The sequence below is a fragment of the Parendozoicomonas verongulae genome (assembly GCF_009711465.1).
In the GTDB taxonomy this organism is placed as follows: Bacteria; Pseudomonadota; Gammaproteobacteria; order Pseudomonadales; family Endozoicomonadaceae; genus Sansalvadorimonas; species Sansalvadorimonas verongulae.
Map to the genome: position 1 here is coordinate 32936 of NZ_SMME01000866.1, position 18331 is coordinate 51266.

Below are 18331 nucleotides of genomic sequence, written 5' to 3' on the forward strand. Positions count from 1 at the left end.
TAAACCGATAAACGCTTGTCACAGAGGAAGGCGGCCAGATTCTGGCTGGATAGCAGGCATGAAAATAAAGAAAGCGGTTGCCAATATACTGAACCTTTATCGCCAGTATGGAACCGAGCAGTATTGTGAAGACATTACCCAGCTCGAGCATGCCCTGCAGGGGGCGGAGCTGGCTGTTACGGATGGCTGTGACGAGGAGCTGGTTGCTGCTGTTTTTCTGCATGACATCGGTCATTTGCTGGAAGTGGATGGTGTCATTCCTATGGGAGATTACGGTTCTATGGCCCATGATCAGCTGGGGGCAGATTACCTTTTGGGGCTTGGTTTTTCAGAACGGGTTGCCATGCTGGTAGGCAGCCATGTTCAAGCGAAGCGTTATCTCTGCGCTATTGAAGAGGGTTATGAAGAGCAGCTCTCTGACGCGAGTAAGGAAACCCTGCGCTGGCAGGGTGGCCGAATGTCTATGCAGGAGGTGTCAGACTTCAGCAGTCGCAGCGATTTGGAGGAGGTGCTTATGCTGCGCCGTTATGATGAACTGGCCAAGGAAACAGGAAAGCGTTCCGACAATCTCCACCAGGTAGAAGATCTTCTCTACCGGGTTCTGAGCCGTCAGGAAGCTGTTGCGTAATTTTTGCTTACCCCTTATTAAATCAGATCTTTCCAGCCCCCTCGGGGCTGGACGCTATCGGATCGGAAATGAGAACGTCCCCTTTCATCCTGCAGGCTGAGGGCTGTGTAAAAATCATCTTTATACAGCTTCGGCATTTCTGCTTTCATGGTGGCATGACATAAACCTGTGGTCAGGTTAACCATTTCCATCAGTGTCTGGGAAAAAGCTTGCAGAGCTTTTTCCTCTTCTCTGGCTTCCTTGCCCTCCTCTATTGATAACTCTCCTCTGCGAATACTCGTGGCTTGTTGCAGGCCATTGATGATCAGAAAAAGCTGGTAAGCATGAAAAAAGTGGGTGTCCTTCATCGCGTGCAGTTGCTCATCACTCAGGGTGAGTTTGATTTCGGCCAGCCCGGTTTGGGCGTCGGGTGAAGCCAGATGTGCATGAAGATTTATTCCATGCCTGGTTAGTGCAGTTTTTACTGTCTGCAGACTGGTCCCATACTCTGTGGATTCAGGGAGTAATAATTTCCTTATAATCAAATCACCCTCCCTGCCCAGAATGTTGTATTCCTTCTCCAGCTTTTCCACCTGTGTCATCAGGCTTTTTATACGCTTTGAACAATCGGTTGCAGCTATAAAACGGTCAACATTCGCCAAGGATGTTTTTGGGTTTTTTGAGCGTCTGGCAGGGAGGAAAGGGCGCCCTGCCGCTTGCAGGGAGCGAAAGGACTCTCTCTGGCGAGACTGGAACTTGTTTCTCAGCCACTGTGTCAATTTGTTGAAAAAACTGAAGACACGTTTCAGGGAGACCACTTCACGCTGATGGAGTGGTTTATGATTGACGAGGCTGACAAATTGCAACCCTTTTTGCAGGGTTTCCATATCCGCTGCACAGGTGGTGACAGTGACTCCCCGGGTAGTTACCCCCTTTTCTCCAGACTCATTTTCGACAGTACCCTTTGGATGAAAAGGATCCTTCCGCTTGAAAGTGTGAATTTCTGTGCCGGCAATTTGTGAGGAGGTAGGTTTTGGCATGGGGTTCTCTGAAAGTCCTTTACTGCTTTTAGCTTAGTCAGTGAAAGGTCTTCCAGAGTTGGGCCTAAATAAGTACCCGGACCATTGCTTTCGCATAGTCTGACGGCGTCTTTTTCCGCCCTTGCTGCGTCACAACTCTGGTCACGTTGCGGGCTACGCTCCCGACGTTGTTCCTTGAAGAGCGAAAAAATTCACTCGCCACCATTATACGAAAGCAATGGTCCGGGTACTTATCCTGACTATGCGAAAGCAATGGTCTGGGTACTGACTTATTTGAGGGAAATAACCGGCCAGTTACGCTCTTCGGCAATAGCTTTGAGCTTTTCGTCAGGGTCAACAGCCACTGGGTGACCAACGTGCTCCAGCAAAGGAAGGTCATTCATTGAGTCACTGTAAAACCAGCATTCATCTATATTGTGGCCAGGATTCTCTTTCAGCCATTCTTTAAAACGGGTGATTTTGCCTTCTTTGAATGAGGGAATGCCAATGTGTTTGCCAGTGTAGCGTCCGTCTACCATTTCAACTTCTATAGCGAGGCGATCCTGAATACCGATGGCATCAATGATCGGGTCAACCACAAACTGATTAGTGGCTGTAATCACCAGTAATGCGTGCCCCTGATTGCAGTGTTTTTCCAGAAGAGCTGATACGCCGGGTTTGATCAGTGGGCGAGCGATTGTTTCGACAAACTCCGATCTTAGCTTGTACAGAAACTCTGGCTCATTGTCTGCCAGCGGCCGCAAACAAAATGCCAGATACTCTTCGAGGTTCAATTCACCCTGATGATACTGTTTATAAAAGTAGTCGTTAGCCTTTTGAAAGGTGGCTGAATCAACCACTTTTTTCTGAACGAGAAATTCTCCCCAGGCATGATCACTGTCAGTATCAAGGAGCGTGTGATCCAGGTCAAAGATGGCTACAGTCACCGTGGGCCTCTCTTTTGTTTATAGAGTGACGGCAATCATAACCAGCACCTGACTGCCTGTCAGCGAGTCACCGGTATATTTCTGTCTATATTTATTCGGTCATACCATCACAATGTTCGGGCATGTTGCAAAGCACACGACAAAATTGCTCTGCAAAGATAATGCCGAATTATGATTAGTGGTTTGCCGAAGCCTCACCCTTGTGGAACAATGCAGGTAATAGACTTTGCCAGGATAACCACGTGATTGACTCTGATGGATTCCGGCCCAACGTCGGCATCATCCTCACCAACAGGTGCGGACAGGTGTTGTGGGCTAAACGAATCGGACAAGATGCGTGGCAGTTTCCCCAGGGTGGTATAAACGGTGATGAATCACCGGAAGACGCCATGTACCGGGAGCTTTATGAAGAAGTGGGACTGGAACCGAGGGATATCAGGATTCTTGCCTGCACTCGGGGCTGGTTGCGCTACAGGCTTCCACGACGGCTTGTTCGCAGGGACAGTCGGCCATTGTGTATTGGCCAGAAACAGAAGTGGTTTTTGCTGGAGCTGGTGAGTAGTGATGATCGTGTACGGGTGAATCTTTCGGAGACGCCGGAGTTTGATGGCTGGCGATGGGTAAGTTACTGGTATCCGGTTGGACAGGTGGTGACATTCAAACGGGATGTGTACCGCCGGGCCATGAAAGAACTGGCACCACGGCTGTTGCAGATGTTAGGCGATAAGTCGTAGGTTCAGCTTGAAAACTGTCGGCTATTGAACCAGACAGCACGAAAGGGGGAAACGGAAGCATGCTGAGTACATTGCGAAGAATCGTCCAGGAGGTTGGCGCTGCCAGAGATTTGCAGGCAGCACTGGATGTGATTGTTCGCAGCGTACGCATGGCGATGTGCACAGAAGTGTGTTCCGTTTACCTCTATGATGAAGAAACCAGTCGCTATACCTTAATGGCTTCTGAAGGTCTGAACCGCTCGGCGGTCGGCCGGGTCACCTTGTCCCGTTCCGAAGGCCTGGTGGGGCAGGTGGGCCTTCGGGAAGAGCCGATCAACCTGGAGGATGCTGCTTCGCATCCCAAGTTCCGTTACCTCAAAGAAACCGGGGAGGAGCGTTATCGCTCCTTCCTCGGTGTTCCCATTATTCACCACCGTAATCTGCTGGGTGTGCTGGTTGTTCAACAAAATGCTCAGCGCCGTTTCGATGAAAGTGAAGAATCGTTTCTAGTCACTATGTCGGCACAGCTGGCCGGTGTGATTGCCCATGCAGAAGCCACGGGCTCCCTGCAGTTACCGAACTCTGAAAATGAGCGCCCCAAACAATCCCGCTTTACCGGTGTTGCTGGCTCCCCCGGTATTGCAATCGGAAATGCAGTGGTACTGGCCCCTCCTGCCGATCTGGGGGCTGTGCCCGATAAAGACACTGAAAATACAGATTCGGAAAGTCATATCTTCTTTCAGGCGTTAGCCAGCGTTCGCGAGCAGATGAAAGCGACGGCGGACAAACTCTCCGATCAGGTGCCAGCCGAAGAACAGGCGCTCTTTGACGTCTATCTCCGCATGCTGGATGACAATGCTCTCGGTGCGGAAGTGGATGCTGTGATTCAGAAAGGCCAGTGGGCACAGGGTGCTCTAAAGCAGGTGATTGAAGAGCATGTGCGCCACTTTGAGTTGATGGAAGATCCGTACTTGCGAGAGCGAGCAGTGGATATCAAAGATCTTGGCCGCCGAGTACTGTCTGTTCTTCAGCAACAGCAAAAAGGTGAAGTGGCCTGGCCGGAAAAAGCCATAGTCATCAGTGAGGAGCTCACTCCGGCCATGCTGGGAGAAATTCCCCGGGATAAACTGGTGGGGCTGGTGTCTGTGCAGGGTTCCGGTAACTCCCATGTGGCTATTCTCGCACGGGCCATGGGGGTTCCCACAATCATGGGGGCTGTAGATTTACCCTGGGAACGCATGGGAAATCGAGACGTGATTGTGGATGGTAATCTGGGACGGGTTTATGCCTCACCCTCTGTGGAGCTTCTTAGCCAGTACCGTAATCTTGTAGATGAAGAATTAGCCTTTGTGGAAGGGCTGGAATCCCTGAAGGACGAGCCCTGTATAACTCCTGACCATTATCGTTTACCTCTGTGGGTGAACACTGGCTTGATGAGTGATACGGTTCGTTCACTGGATCAGGGGGCAGAAGGGGTAGGGCTGTACCGTACGGAAGTGCCGTTTATGATTCGGGAACGGTTCCCCAGTGAAAAAGAGCAGGAAAAAATTTACCAGAAGCAGCTGCAGATTTTCCACCCGCGTCCGGTGACGATTCGTACCCTCGATATTGGTGGCGACAAATCCCTGAGCTATTTCCCCATTAAGGAAGAAAACCCCTTCCTTGGCTGGCGTGGCATCCGTGTGACACTGGATCACCCGGAAATCTTTCTGGTACAAGTACGTGCCATGCTGAAAGCCAGCGTTGGGCTGGATAATCTTCGCATTATGTTGCCGATGGTGTCTGGTGTGCCGGAAGTGGAGGAAGCATTATATCTGATTCACCGGGCTTACCATGAGGTGCTGGGTGAAGGGCTGGAAATCCAACTGCCGCCAGTTGGGGTAATGATTGAAGTGCCTGCGGCAGTGTATCAGGTGGCGGACTTCGCCCGTCGGGTCGATTTCCTTTCTATTGGCAGTAACGATCTGACCCAGTATATCCTCGCAGTAGACCGCAACAACCCTAGAGTTGCCGACTTATATCACAGCTTTCATCCTGCGGTGCTTCATGCTCTGAAAAAGGTGGTATCCGATGCCCACGAAGAAGGTAAGCCGGTCTCCATCTGTGGTGAGATGGCCGGTGATCCTGCAGCTGCAGTGTTGCTGATGGCTATGGGTTTTGATGTTCTCTCTATGAACGCCACAAACCTGCCACGGGTAAAATGGGCGTTGCGTAATATGCCACTGGAGCAGGCAAAAGAGCTGCTGGATGAAGTGCTGAGTATGGATAACCCTCGGGTCATTCGCAGCGCTGTGGAACTTTCTCTTCGTCACCGTGGGTTGGATAAGGTGCTGGGTGGTGTGCTGAATTAAGAATATCGCCTGATCAAGCTGTTATTAGCGCTGACAATTCACACATTCTTTCCGTCAAACGTCAAAGGATTTTGTCTACACCAATTCTATTGTTTCCTTTCAGGTATCTGGTGTGGCGTACTCTACGGTTGACGGGCTCCCCTTTACATTGGGGAAATCTTTGAAAATTTTATCCCATAAAGATTGTGCGGAATCTGTTTTTGCGGGCAGGAAAACAGACGCTGTGGGGAGTGAGAAGCTTCAGCCAGGCTCCAGTCATGCCTTTCATACAATGGTGGCGTTTGCTCGAAACTGTCAGCTGGAGAATGACCCATTGGTGATCGATGCGCCAGGGGAGTTGGTACGGCAACTTTTATCACTGCAGGTTGGTGATGTTGATACACAGCCTATTAGTTCTGTAAAGGCCGAGCCACTTATCCGGCGTCTGGAGAACGATAGAGGGCTGGAGATAACCCATCAGGGAGAGAATGGGGGCCACCCTCTCGAAGTTTGTGGTGTGTTTTGTCGTATGGCGAAAACCGGATTTTATCATTTTTCCCGTGGCAGAGGGGAGGAACGGTTTATCGAATCCGTTCTGGATATTAAGGCTAATGCTCAAAACTGGGAAACCTGTATGGAGTTTGCAGCGGCATTGCTGGCGGATAAACGCTTCGACGATGTTGTGGGAACGAGTAAGGTTGCAGCACCTGCTCAATTTTGCTGGTTTCCTGTCTCCATGGTGATTTATCTCTCCAAACGCTATCCCACACCGGAGCTACTCGACTATCTGGAACAGAATAAACCGGCTATTGAGCCAGAGCATGGCAGCGCCTTGATTGGTGGACGGTTACTGAATGGCTGGCTGTATCACACCCATGTAAGGCCGGATGATGCAGGGTGTCAGCCTTTAGGGCGCAGCCGTATCTTGTTGGTAGGGGCGAGTGCGGGGGGCTGTGACCCTGAATCTATTGTTGAAAAAGGGGCCGAGGTTATGGGGTATGACCCCCTGAAACCTGAATACCTCAAGCCTCCCAGTCATTCCATGTTATCTCTGTATCATTGGCTGGCAAATGACTGCAATGATGAAAGAGGAGGAGCAGACAGTTTACCTCGCAATGAATCCGGGCAGTTTGAAAAACTCAAGGCGTTACCCGATGCGTTTACCGTTACAGCTCTGGATGTTGATGTCGGGGAACGGAGCAATATTAATGTATCAGGGGAGTTGATTCGCTGCTGCTGGCCCCAATGGCAAGAGCAGTTGCCGGGTATGTTGATGAGCCAGGCACAGGAGCGTGTGCAAATTCTTTCTCTGAAAGCTGGTACTGAACATCAGGAAAAACTTATGACACTTCTGGCGAGCCCGGATGTACAGACTTGTCTGGAAGACTTTTCATGGCAACTGCGCAGGTGTGACAGTTATGAGGCTCCTGTCGAGCTGGGCATAATCGCAGAGAGACACGTTGCACAAGAAGTGTTCGAAGACATAAAACTGCTGCTGAATAAAGACTGGTTTTGTGGAGCATGCCCACCTGGACAGACATTTGAAAGTAAAGGCATCAGTTCCTGTGAAGTCGCTCTTTGTCTGGCCCGTTTCAGTCATCACTCTCTGATGAAACATATCGTGAATGACATAGCCTCACTCCGAAGTGAGGTAGGGCGGACGGGTTTAAAAGCTCTAATCAACCAAAGCCTGTTTATCATGGGATACACTCTCCATAATCCTTCACTACTGAGGCCAGAGGTGTGTGATCCTCAGCTTTTTGACGTGAACAGGCAAGTGAGTATGGGTGGTGGAGTTGAAACTGTCGCTTATCCTTAATGCGTTGTTCGCTATCTGTTCGTTAGCAACGATATTTGTATCCAGTTCAGTCTATATTTTCCCTTTTGATGAATTGAGAATGACTTTGCCAAAGGCTCTGGATAAGATCGTAAGCAAATAATAAAAACTAAGAACATGATTATGTCCGCATTTGATTTTGTCATTATCGGTGGTGGTTCGGCGGGGTGTGTATTAGCTAACAGGCTCTCGGCTAGTGGTGAATACAGTGTTTGCCTGCTGGAAGCTGGACGCGAAGGCAAGTCTTCCCCTCTTATCTCTATGCCCTTTGGCATTATCGGTCTGATGAACAGCAGCCTGTATAACTGGCAGTTTCAGGGCGAACTGGAACCTTCCCAGAATAACCGTTCTCACTATTGCCCGAGAGGCAAAGCCCTGGGTGGTAGCAGCGCTATCAACGCCATGCTCTATATTCGCGGTCATAAAACCGATTATGATAACTGGACTCCGCCAGGTAATTCTGAGTGGACCTTTGATGATCTGCTTCCCTACTTCAAACGCAGTATGAACCAGGAACGGGGTACCAGTGAGTTTCACGGTATCGGTGGCCCGGTGAATGTGTGTGATGCTCCTTATCGTCATCCACTGGCCGAGCGATTTATACTGGCGTCTTTAGAAGCAGGCCATTCTTACAATAACGATTTCAATGGGGCTGAGCAGAATGGCATGGGCTGGTATCAGCTTACTATGCAAGGTGGTGAGCGTTGCAGTGCTGCTCGGGGGTATCTTTTCCCCATAGAAGATCGTAAGAATCTCACTGTGATATCTCAGGCTTATGCCACACGTATTCTTCTGGACGGCAAGCGGGCTGCAGGCGTAGCTTATGAGCATGCTGGGCAGATGCAAACGGTTACAGCCAAAAAAGAAGTTGTACTCAGCGCAGGTGCTGTACAAAGCCCCCAATTGTTGATGCTCTCTGGTATTGGGGATCCGGCTGAGCTGGAGAAACATAACATCCCTCTCACCCATAAACTGCCGGGAGTGGGTAAGAATCTGCAGGAACATGCGGATACAGTTATTGTTCAGCGGCGAAAGAAGCACGACAGCATCTCTCTAAATCCGCTGCGGCTGGTTATGCAGGCTGGCGAGCTGTGGAAATATTGGCGCGACCGCACAGGGCTTCTCAGTATGCCGCCGGTGGAAGCTGGTGGATTTATGAAATCTGATCCATCTCTGGATAAGCCCGACCTGCAACTGCAGTGTATTCCCGCCCTGTTTGATGATCATGGTCGGGACTATCGCCTGATGATGGGCTGGGGATACTCCGTGCATATCAACCTGCTGCGTCCGAAAAGCCGTGGCGAGTTAACTCTGCGAAGTGCAGACCCGAAAGATCCTCCCAAAATTCAATTCAATATGATGTCCCACCCTGATGATATCGCCACTATGGTAAAGGGTGTACGAATGGTACGGGAGATTTTCGCTGCCCCCGCTTTTGCAGAGCATAATGGCGAAGAGGTGTTTCCAGGCACTCATCGGCAAAGTGATGAGGAGCTGGTGGAGTTTATTCGGGAAAAAGGCGGCCATATATATCATCCGGCCTGCACCTGCAAAATGGGTGAAGGAGAAGAGGCGGTTGTGGACTACCGCCTTCGGGTACATGGTATGGAGAATCTGCGGGTTGTGGATATTTCCATTTTGCCGGAGCTTATTGGCGGCAATACCAACGCTCCAGCCATCGCTATCGGAGAGAAGGCTTCGGATATGATTCTTGCGGATGCTGAAGCCCCTGAAGTCGTTCAAACCGATTTGTTCACGGAGCCTGCTGAGATGGCGTAGCTGAAGTCGGTGTAGCCAGAGTCAACCACTCTTCAGGCAGGGTCAGTGCTTCATGGCGCATCGGCCCTGCTTCTCCTTCCGCATCATATTGCTGTTCATGCCAGCCAAAGTTGCCAAAACGATCCAGAATCAGTGCCACGCTGTTACGTGTGCCGTAGGCGGGTGAGTGAATAAAACAGGGAGACAGCATGCGTTCCCAAACCGGATCAACACCGGTATCGGGAATCTGATCATCCGGCGGACGATGCTCATCGTGCAGCAGGCTCACAAGGTGCTTGGGGTTAACTTCTCCGTTGGCGATCGCCTGTTTCAAATGTTTTTTCAGACGCCTTACTTTTGGCCATGGCGTATTGAGAAGCCCGTTGCTTAAACCATAAAGCCCAGGTTCCAGCTGACGGATGATATTTTCCCGATTGGAGTAGTACCAGAGCCCGCTGTTATCCGCCAGCACCAGATTGAAGCCGGCATACAGCCCATGGCGTGTGTGAATCTGCTTCAAAAAATCCTGTGCCGGTAGGTTTGAGGTAAGGAAACCACTGGTTAGCTCCCCCCGTGAACGCTCTCCGCTGGTATCCAACTCCCGAAAGTTTGTAATAGCAGCCAGGCGACCTGTCTGGCTGGCCGCGAGCCAAGTACCACCGGCACGCAAATCCAGCCCGCCAAAAATGTCCGGATGATTGACCCAGAAATGAGCCTTCTGGGTCGGGCGCTGATAGAATTCGTCCCGGTTTGACAACATGATGAGCGGGTGATCGCTGTCAGGATCCCAATGCAGAGCAATCAGGCACATGGCTCGACCTTGCTTCCCTGGATGTATTGTTATTTACGTACACTACACGACAAAGGACTCAGGTGCATCTGGCAGGTTTCTTTTTCGAATAATGGAATCTTAATGTGGAATTTTTAGGTTATCTGGTCACCGGTGCGGCCGCAGGTACGCTGGCCGGGCTATTTGGCGTGGGCGGGGGATTGATTATTGTTCCTGCGCTGATCTTTGCATTTACACTACTTGGCCTGTCTCCCGAATATATAACTCATCTGGCTGTGGGCACCTCTCTGGCGACGATTATTCCCACATCTCTCAGCTCAACATTTACCCACCACAAAAATGGCAATGTGTTCTGGCCGGGGGTAAAACTTCTGGCACCGGGCATTATGGTCGGGGCGTGGCTGGGGGTGACAGTGGCTATTCAACTGAGCAGTGCTGCTCTGCAAATGGTGATTGGTATTGGTGCTATTGTTATTGGCCTGCGCATATTCCTGAGCAAAAAGGGAGAGAGTGGCAATCAGGGTGCGCTTCCTGCTCCCCCGTTGATGTTCTCCGGTGGTACACTCATTGGTTTGGTATCGGCCATATTTGGTATCGGTGGCGGCTCTTTAACTGTGCCATTCCTTACCCGCTTTGGCATGGGGATGAAGTGGGCGGTGGGAACATCTGCAGCCTGTGGTGTCCCCATTGCCATTATGGGAGCGATAGCCAATATCGTTCTGGGCGATAAAATTGAAGGCTTACCGGAGTTAAGTAGCGGTTTGGTTTACTGGCCTGCTTTTGCCGGTATAGTTTTGATGAGTGTTCCTTTTGCCCGTGTGGGAGCCAGGCTGGCCCATCGCCTTCCGGCGGTTGTGCTTCGTCGTTTATTTGCGTGCCTGCTGTTTGCCGTTGGGCTGAAATTTATTTTAGGAAGTTAAGGGAAGCGTGTGATTCAGTACCCCGATATAAATCCCATAGCCCTGGAGCTAGGGCCCTTAAAAGTACACTGGTATGGCCTGATGTACCTGCTGGCCTTTGCCGGTGCCTGGCTTCTTGGAAAACAGCGTTGCAAAAAGTCCGGTGGATTGTGGAATGAGGATCATCTTTCGGACCTGATTTTTTATGGCGCTGTTGGTGTTGTTCTGGGTGGCCGGTTTGGCTATGTACTCTTCTATAACTTCGATTACTTTCTGCAAGACCCGCTCTGGCTGTTCCGCATAGATCAGGGAGGCATGTCCTTCCATGGTGGTATGCTGGGGGTGTTTGTGGCGATGTACCTGTATTGCCGCAAGGTTGGGAAGACTTTCTTCCAAACGACAGATTTTATTGCGCCGCTGGTTCCTTTTGGGCTGGGTGCAGGGCGTATCGGTAACTTTATTGGTGGCGAGCTCTGGGGCCGTGCCAGTGATGTGCCCTGGGCTATGGTGTTCCCTAACGACCCGCTGCAGATTACCCGTCATCCATCGCAGCTGTATCAGTTCTTTATTGAAGGTATTGTGATCTTCACAATACTGTGGGTTTTCTCCTCCAAGCCTCGTCCGAGAATGGCCGTGTCTGGTCTGTTCCTGGTGCTGTACGGCTGCGGACGTATTGTTGCCGAATTTTTCCGCCAGCCTGACGCTCAGCTGGGCTATCTGGCCTGGGACTGGCTGACTATGGGACAACTGCTCAGCGCGCCCATGGTACTGCTTGGCATCGGGGTTATTGTTTACGCTTACAGACGTTACGCATTGGTTGAGGGTATGAACCTGGACGATAAGGAATGGCTGCAGGCGCGCTCACCCCAAAATACAGCAGGAAAGAAAGCAGCGACTGGAAAGCCTGTGAGAAAGAGTGGGAAAAAGGGATAGACATCATGAAACAGTATCTGGATTTGATGCGCCATGTGAAAGAGCAGGGCGTTTACAAGGATGATCGCACCGGCACGGGCACTTACAGTGTGTTTGGCTACCAGATGCGTTTCGATCTGGCTAAGGGTTTTCCTCTGGTAACCACCAAGAAGTGCCATCTTCGCTCTATCATTCACGAGTTGCTGTGGTTTCTGAAGGGGGAAACCAACATCAGCTATCTGAAGGAGAACGGAGTTTCTATCTGGGATGAGTGGGCCACGGAAGACGGCGAACTCGGCCCGGTGTATGGCAGACAATGGCGCAGCTGGGAAGGTCCGAATGGCGAGGTGGTTGATCAGATTACCGATCTGATTAACGAGATTAAAACCAACCCGGACTCCCGTCGTCTTGTTGTGTCTGCCTGGAACCCAACGGTTCTTCCTGACGTAAAGTTCAGCCCGAAAGAAAACGCGGAACAGAATCGTCAGGCGCTGCCGCCTTGCCACTGCCTGTTCCAGTTCTATGTACTGAACGGCAAGCTCTCCTGTCAGCTTTACCAGCGCAGTGCGGATATCTTCCTTGGTGTCCCGTTCAACATTGCCAGCTATGCACTACTGACCATGATGATTGCCCAAGTGTGTGATCTGGAGTTAGGCGATTTTGTACATACGTTTGGTGATGCTCATCTGTACTCCAACCATATGGAGCAGGTGAGCGAGCAGCTCTCCCGTGAGCCACTGCCTCTACCGGAGATGAAGCTGAACCCTGCTATCAAGAATCTGTTTGACTTCACCTTTGATGATTTTGAACTGGTGGGCTATCAGGCGCACTCTCATATCAAAGCACCTGTGGCGGTCTAACCTTTCTTGAGAGCTTATAGGCCGTTGGCTTATAAGCTCTCAAGGCTCCCCTTGTCATAATTTCCACACATTTTCCTTTCAGCTTTTCCAGAATATTTTCAACAGGCTCTAACCAGAGCTATCGTCCCATTGGTGGGATAGACGTCAATGTTTAAAAATTGATCTGTGTCAATCGGCTGAAACCTTTTAGCTGTGCTTTATTGTTCGACTAAAAGGTTTTAGCTAATGTGTGCGCACATAAGATTTAGCTTAGGAGTGGTGAGTGGCTGGTAAAGTTTGGTCGCTTGGTGATGCGGTCGTCGATCTTCTTCCAGACGACAATAATCGTCTGATGAAATGCCCGGGAGGTGCTCCGGCCAATGTGGCTGTAGCTGTTGCCAGGCTTGGTGTAGCCACTGGCTTTATCGGGGCTGTAGGTCAAGACCCTATTGGTCGGTTTCTGAAGAGCACCTTGATGAAAGAAGGTGTGGATACGTCCTCTATGGTAGCCAAAGCCGATCAGCGAAGTGGCTTGGTGCTTGTAGATCTGGATGATGAAGGTGAGCGTACCTTCACATTTATGGTACGCCCCAGTGCTGATCAGTTTCTTACGACTGATGATTTGCCAGAGTTCTGTGAGGGAGACTGGCTCCACGTGTGCTCTATTGCTCTGGCCAATGAACCTGTGCGCTCTGCAACCCTGACAGCCATGGAACAGGTGAAACGCGCCGGAGGTCGGATTTCTTTCGACCCGAACCTGCGTAGCGACGTCTGGGCTAACCCTGAGGAAATGTTCGATGTTGTTCGTAACGCTGTTGCCATGGCAGATGTTGTTAAGGTCTCCCTTGAAGAACTGGCATGGCTGACACAGACAGCCGATACCCAGGCTGGCCTGACCAGGCTCAAAGATATAACCGAGGCTTCCCTGATAGTTGTGACCCTTGGTGCTGAAGGTGCACTGTTCAATTATCAGGGACAGAGCAGCACTGTTCCCTCTCTCAAAGCCAGTGTTGTGGATACCACAGGTGCGGGTGATGGATTTGTCGGCGGTATGCTGGCGGGCCTCTCTCAATACGACTCATGGCCCGAATATAGCGATGTTGAAGAGATTCTTCGCCGTGCCTGCCTGTGCGGAATGCTGGTCACCCAAACCAAGGGTGCCATGCAGGCTTTACCCACTCAAAGTCAGCTGGATGCGCTGGCAGCATCTCGAACCCTCTGAGTCACTCAGGTGACGAAACAGGAATAAACAGGAATTGTGATGGATATAAAACAAGTAGCTCAAGACCTTATCCCTGCTTTAGGGGGGAAAGCCAATATCGCCAGTGCTGCCCACTGTGCAACACGCCTGCGTTTGGTACTGGTTGATGATGCCAAGGCCAGCAAGGAAAAGATTGAAGCGGTTGAAGGTGTAAAAGGCTGTTTTGCCAACGCCGGACAGATGCAGATCATCTTTGGCACGGGCCTTGTAAATAAGGTGCATGCCGAATTTCTGGAGGCCACTGGTCTGGATCAGGTCAGTAAAAGCGAACTGACCAATAAGGCGACAGAAAAACTGAACCCTGTTCAGCGCCTTGCCCGTACACTGTCGAATATTTTTGTTCCCATTATTCCCGCCATTGTGTCCGCAGGCCTGTTAATGGGTTTGCTGGGCATGATGAAAACCTATGGCTGGGTTGATTCATCCAGTGCGCTGGTTGTCATGCTGGATATGTTCAGCTCCGCAGCTTTCATTATTCTTCCCGTGCTGATTGGTTTTACTGCGGCCCGGGAATTTGGTGGTAACCCTTATCTGGGCGCTGTTATCGGTGGCATTCTTACCCATCCGGCACTGACCAACGCCTGGGGTGTCGCTGGCGGTTACGACACCATGAACTTCTTCGGCATTGATGTGGCCATGATTGGCTATCAGGGCACAGTGTTCCCTGTGATGCTGACTGTCTGGTTTATGAGTACGGTTGAGAAGTGGCTGCACAAAAAAGTACCAAACTCCCTTGATTTGATTATCACACCATTCGTAACCGTGATTGTCACCGGTTTTATGGCACTGTTGATTATCGGCCCTGCAGGGCGCGCGCTGGGTGATGGTATCTCCTGGCTGCTGGACGTTGTATACACCCATGCCGGATTTGTAGCCGGTGCCTTGTTTGGTGGTTCCTACTCCATGATCGTGATTACCGGTGTCCACCACAGCTTCCACGCTATTGAGGCTGGCTTGCTGGCGAACCCGGAAATTGGCATTAACTTCCTGTTGCCTATCTGGTCAATGGCCAATATTGCTCAGGGTGGAGCCTGCTTTGCGGTGGCACTGAAAACCCGTGATGCCAAAGTGAAAGCGGTGGCAATTCCTGCCGGTGTATCCTGCATGCTGGGTATTACCGAAGCGGCAATTTTTGGTATTAACCTGCGCTTTGGTAAGCCTTTTGTGGCTGCTCTCATCGGCGGTGCACTGGGTGGTGCTTACGTTGTAGCAGCCCACGTTGGTATGACCGCTGTTGGTCTGACCGGTCTGCCTGGTACCGCCATTGTGGCTCCAGAATCCATGATTCACTACATCATCGGCATGTTGATTGCCTTTGGCGGTGCTTTTGTAGTCTCTAGCCTGACTCTTCCCAGCGAAGCGATTAACGGAAAGCCTGCAACTGCATGAGTACTGTTTCTACTAAAGAAGGCCAGCTGCGCAAACAGCTGGCTGATGTTCTGAATCAGGAACACCACGCGGGTTGCCAGCCATGGCGACCCGTTTTTCATTTAAGCCCGTCGGTTGGCCTGCTGAATGACCCGAACGGGTTTATTCATTATCAGGGTCGCTACCACCTGTTTTATCAGTGGAATCCCTTTGCCTGTGGCCATGGACCCAAGTTCTGGGGACATGTCAGCTCCGAGAATCTGTGTGACTGGCAAGAGCACTCCGTTGCATTAGTCCCATCTGAGGATTATGAGAGCCACGGCTGCTACTCAGGATCAGCGATAGAACGAGAGGGGGCTTTGCTTCTTTTCTATACCGGCAACGTGAAGTTCTCCGACGGTGGTCGGACAGCCTGGCAGTGTGTGGCGGAAGTGACAGACGACGAAGTGCTGAAAAAAGGCCCGGTGCTTGGCCTGCCGAAAGGCTACACCGGTCATGTACGAGACCCCAAAGTCTGGCAGCACAGTGATGGCTGCTGGTATATGGTGCTGGCTGCTCAGGACAGGCAAATGCAGGGTAAGGTTCTGCTTTACCGCTCAAGGGATGCTTTTGACTGGCACCTTGTCGGGGAAATGGCTGGCAGCCAGACTGGTTCACTGGGCGATTTTGGTTACATGTGGGAATGTCCTGATCTGTTCCTCCTTGGCGGCAAAGACTTCCTTCTGGTTTGCCCTCAGGGTTTGGAACCGGAAGGTGATAAATACCAGAACCTGTTTCAATGTGGTTATTTCAGCGGTCAGCTGGATTACCAAAGCGGGACGTACAGCCATGGTGAATTTACCGAGCTGGATGCGGGTTTTGATTTCTACGCTCCTCAAACCACAGAAGATGCCTCCGGTCGCCGCCTGATATACGGCTGGCTTGGCTTGCCAGATGAAAATGAGAGCAGTCATCCCACAATCGAGCACGGCTGGATTCACTGCATGAGCATTCCCCGTGAATTGATTGCAGATGGCAACCGCCTGAAGCAGCGGCCTGCCAGAGAGTTGATGAATCTGCGGCAGGAGCTTGTGATAGATAGTCTTACCAGTGAGACGTTCACCGTTCCTGAGGCCTGTGAGTTACTTATAAATTCTGTAAAAGCGCCCTTTGCCCTGCACTTTCGGGAAGCAGCAGAGCTTGCCTGGGATGGGGAGTTTATCTCTTTATCACGTTTAAACTGGCGAACCGGGCAGTGGGAGCACCGCAGGCATGCCTGCAAATCAGTGAACGATATTCGTCTGTTTCATGACAGCTCAACGCTTGAAATTTTTATAAACGACGGTTCTATTGTTATGAGCAGCCGATTCTTTCCTGAAAAAAACCATCAGGTTTGCAAATACCTTTCTGACATTCCCGGTTATTTACAGGTTTGGTCTATGCGCCCTTCATGGCTCTTTCAAGAGCGAGGGTAGTGATTCATGGGGAGCTATCGCTTCCAATACGTGCTTGGTAGAATCCCGTTCTTGAAAGGAGTTTGAAGTGCCTGGCCCCCGAAAACGAATGACCATTGCTGAGCTTGCCCGACTCGCTGGTGTATCTAATACAACAGCGAGTTTTGTCCTGAACGGGCGAGCGGATGAATACAGAATTGCAGAAGAAACCCGTCGTAAGGTTCTTGATACGGCAGAAAAGTATAGTTTTAAACCCAGTCAACTGGCCCGTGCTCTTCGCTCTAATCGCTCCCACTCTCTTGGGTTAATTATTCCTGATCCAACCAACTATGGTTTTGCAGCAATCGCACGGGTGTTGGAACCTTTGTGTCGGGATGCGGGTTATCAACTGCTGATTGCCAGCAGTGATGATAATCCCGAGAAGGAACAAACTGTTGTGAGGTCGCTGTTAGATCGGCAGATAGATGGATTGATTACAGCCAGTGCCTTAACCGACGACACGTTCTATCAGCAGATAGTCCGTCAGTGCCCTGTCGTACAGTTAGACAGACATATTGCCGGTTCCAGAATTCCCAGTGTGATTACTGATGCAAGAAAGGCGACAGCTGATTTGGTTAAGAAAATGGCGCAGGACTGTGATGAATTAGCCTATATTGGTGGTCTTCTGGAGTTATCACCCAGCCGCCATCGCTTACAAGGTTATCGGGATGGTCTGACCCGTGCAGGTCTTCCTGTTCAGGAGTTGCTGATTTGCCATTGGGATTTCCAGCCTGACTCCGGCTATACCCTGATGAAACAGCTGTGTGACCAGTTAGGGCGTCTACCCAAGGGGCTCTTCTGTGCTTCGTTCTCTCTTCTGCAGGGAGTTCTGCGTTATTTAAAAGAACACAGTGCTATGGATTCAGGTATGCGTCTTGGGTCATTTGATGATCATGAGCTGCTGGATTACATCCCGGTAGCAGTTGATTCGATCAGTCAGGATTGTGAATCGCTGGCAGCCCACAGCTTCCAGATGATCCGAACATTGCTGGACGGACAATCCCTGGATGCTCCTGAGTTAGCCCTGCCTGCTCGTGTACACTGGCGCAGCCCTTAAGCTGCAATCTCATCCAGAGTCAGCAGCTGTAGCAGCTCATCTTTGTTTTCAACCAAGTCTGCCAGCGTGTAGCTTTCCAGAACTGTGATAAACGCATTTATGGCTTCAGTCAGCACCTGCTTGAGTTTACAGGCGGGCTGCAGGCGGCAATAAGGAGAGTTACACTCAACTATCTGCAGATTGGACTCCATATCTATGACCACTGCGCTGATATTGATCTCTTCGGGTGCTTTTCCCAGTTCAATGCCACCCCCTTTTCCGCGAACATTGCGCAGATAACCAAGTTGCCCAAGGCGTTGCACAATCTTCATAACATGGCTGCGAGAGATGTCGTACGTTGCGGTGATCTGTGCAACAGACAGACGTTCACCTTCTGGCATTAAAGCTGCCTGTAGAAGCGTGCGAAGAGCATAGTCGGTGTAACGTGTAAGTTGCATGGCTGATATTAGGTTATTTGATTCATGTCAAATGAATCTTAAGGAATTCAGGTTTGGACAGCCAGTGGGGGCTTTTACGTATTCG

At 50.7% G+C, this 18331-nt stretch carries 16 protein-coding genes; 12 read left to right on the forward strand and 4 right to left on the reverse strand.

The window, feature by feature from the left end; all coding sequences use genetic code 11:
• Positions 1-58 precede the first annotated feature (58 nt).
• Positions 59-628, forward strand: a complete 570-nt coding sequence (locus E1189_RS18960; RefSeq protein WP_155162457.1) for an HD domain-containing protein — start codon at positions 59-61, stop codon at positions 626-628.
• Between the two features lie 17 nt (positions 629-645).
• Here E1189_RS18960 and E1189_RS18965 read toward each other — a convergent pair whose 3' ends face one another.
• Together E1189_RS18965 and E1189_RS18970 are read right to left on the reverse strand one after the other, a co-directional pair.
• Positions 646-1647 carry a hypothetical protein gene (locus E1189_RS18965; RefSeq protein ID WP_155162459.1) on the reverse strand — a complete coding sequence of 334 codons (1002 nt, stop codon included), beginning with the start codon at positions 1645-1647 and terminating at the stop codon, positions 646-648.
• Between the two features lie 269 nt (positions 1648-1916).
• Positions 1917-2573, reverse strand: coding sequence for a histidinol-phosphatase (locus E1189_RS18970; protein ID WP_329602117.1), 657 nt, complete (start codon positions 2571-2573; stop codon positions 1917-1919).
• Between the two features lie 242 nt (positions 2574-2815).
• Here E1189_RS18970 and rppH point away from each other — a divergent pair, with 242 nt between their 5' ends.
• From rppH to E1189_RS18990, 4 genes are all read left to right on the forward strand, one after another.
• Positions 2816-3307, forward strand: coding sequence for an RNA pyrophosphohydrolase (gene rppH, locus E1189_RS18975; protein WP_329602118.1), 492 nt, complete (start codon positions 2816-2818; stop codon positions 3305-3307).
• A gap of 59 nt (positions 3308-3366) precedes the next feature.
• The gene (gene ptsP / locus E1189_RS18980) at positions 3367-5637 is read left to right on the forward strand and encodes a phosphoenolpyruvate--protein phosphotransferase (protein ID WP_155162464.1); all 2271 of its coding nucleotides are present in this window, start codon (positions 3367-3369) and stop codon (positions 5635-5637) included.
• A gap of 160 nt (positions 5638-5797) precedes the next feature.
• Positions 5798-7435, forward strand: a complete 1638-nt coding sequence (locus tag E1189_RS18985) for a hypothetical protein (protein ID WP_155162466.1) — start codon at positions 5798-5800, stop codon at positions 7433-7435.
• Between the two features lie 141 nt (positions 7436-7576).
• On the forward strand, positions 7577-9232 hold the full coding sequence (locus tag E1189_RS18990) for a GMC family oxidoreductase (protein ID WP_230460530.1): 1656 nt from the start codon (positions 7577-7579) through the stop codon (positions 9230-9232).
• Here E1189_RS18990 and E1189_RS18995 read toward each other — a convergent pair.
• Positions 9207-10022: an NRDE family protein gene (locus E1189_RS18995; RefSeq protein ID WP_155162470.1), complete on the reverse strand. Its 816-nt coding sequence runs from the start codon at positions 10020-10022 to the stop codon at positions 9207-9209. The genes E1189_RS18990 and E1189_RS18995 overlap by 26 nt on opposite strands.
• 104 nt (positions 10023-10126) lie before the next feature.
• On the opposite strand from E1189_RS18995, the gene E1189_RS19000 reads away from it, so the two are divergent.
• The 7 genes from E1189_RS19000 to E1189_RS19030 all read left to right on the forward strand — a co-directional run bounded on the left by E1189_RS19000 (position 10127) and on the right by E1189_RS19030 (position 17809).
• Positions 10127-10921, forward strand: a complete 795-nt coding sequence (locus E1189_RS19000; protein WP_329602119.1) for a sulfite exporter TauE/SafE family protein — start codon at positions 10127-10129, stop codon at positions 10919-10921.
• Positions 10922-10930: 9 nt separating this feature from the next.
• Entirely contained in the window at positions 10931-11833 is a 903-nt protein-coding gene (lgt, locus tag E1189_RS19005) for a prolipoprotein diacylglyceryl transferase (RefSeq protein ID WP_408014772.1), read from the forward strand.
• A gap of 5 nt (positions 11834-11838) precedes the next feature.
• Entirely contained in the window at positions 11839-12672 is an 834-nt protein-coding gene (locus E1189_RS19010; RefSeq protein ID WP_155162519.1) for a thymidylate synthase, read from the forward strand.
• A 262-nt stretch (positions 12673-12934) separates the two neighbouring features.
• Positions 12935-13873: a PfkB family carbohydrate kinase gene (locus tag E1189_RS19015; RefSeq protein WP_329602120.1), complete on the forward strand. Its 939-nt coding sequence runs from the start codon at positions 12935-12937 to the stop codon at positions 13871-13873.
• Positions 13874-13912: 39 nt separating this feature from the next.
• On the forward strand, positions 13913-15301 hold the full coding sequence (locus tag E1189_RS19020; protein WP_155162472.1) for a sucrose-specific PTS transporter subunit IIBC: 1389 nt from the start codon (positions 13913-13915) through the stop codon (positions 15299-15301).
• A complete protein-coding gene (locus tag E1189_RS19025) occupies positions 15298-16734 on the forward strand; it encodes a sucrose-6-phosphate hydrolase (protein ID WP_155162474.1) in 1437 nt (478 codons plus the stop codon). Before E1189_RS19020 ends, E1189_RS19025 begins: the two co-directional genes overlap by 4 nt.
• A gap of 67 nt (positions 16735-16801) precedes the next feature.
• Positions 16802-17809 (forward strand): substrate-binding domain-containing protein, encoded by a 1008-nt coding sequence (locus E1189_RS19030; protein WP_329602121.1) that lies wholly within the window; start codon positions 16802-16804, stop codon positions 17807-17809.
• On the opposite strand, the gene E1189_RS19035 is transcribed toward E1189_RS19030, so the two are convergent.
• Positions 17806-18246, reverse strand: a complete 441-nt coding sequence (locus E1189_RS19035) for an Rrf2 family transcriptional regulator (protein WP_155162476.1) — start codon at positions 18244-18246, stop codon at positions 17806-17808. The two genes, E1189_RS19030 and E1189_RS19035, sit on opposite strands and share 4 nt — an antisense overlap.
• Positions 18247-18331: the final 85 nt, after the last annotated feature.

Coding starts and splice junctions, on each gene's coding strand:
- E1189_RS18960 (WP_155162457.1), top strand. CDS start 59: ATGAAAATAAAGAAAGCGGTTGCCAATATACTGAACCTTTATCGCCAG.
- E1189_RS18965 (WP_155162459.1), bottom strand. CDS start 1,647: ATGCCAAAACCTACCTCCTCACAAATTGCCGGCACAGAAATTCACACT.
- ptsP (WP_155162464.1), top strand. CDS start 3,367: ATGCTGAGTACATTGCGAAGAATCGTCCAGGAGGTTGGCGCTGCCAGA.
- E1189_RS18990 (WP_230460530.1), top strand. CDS start 7,577: ATGTCCGCATTTGATTTTGTCATTATCGGTGGTGGTTCGGCGGGGTGT.
- E1189_RS18995 (WP_155162470.1), bottom strand. CDS start 10,022: ATGTGCCTGATTGCTCTGCATTGGGATCCTGACAGCGATCACCCGCTC.
- E1189_RS19010 (WP_155162519.1), top strand. CDS start 11,839: ATGAAACAGTATCTGGATTTGATGCGCCATGTGAAAGAGCAGGGCGTT.
- E1189_RS19020 (WP_155162472.1), top strand. CDS start 13,913: ATGGATATAAAACAAGTAGCTCAAGACCTTATCCCTGCTTTAGGGGGG.
- E1189_RS19025 (WP_155162474.1), top strand. CDS start 15,298: ATGAGTACTGTTTCTACTAAAGAAGGCCAGCTGCGCAAACAGCTGGCT.
- E1189_RS19035 (WP_155162476.1), bottom strand. CDS start 18,246: ATGCAACTTACACGTTACACCGACTATGCTCTTCGCACGCTTCTACAG.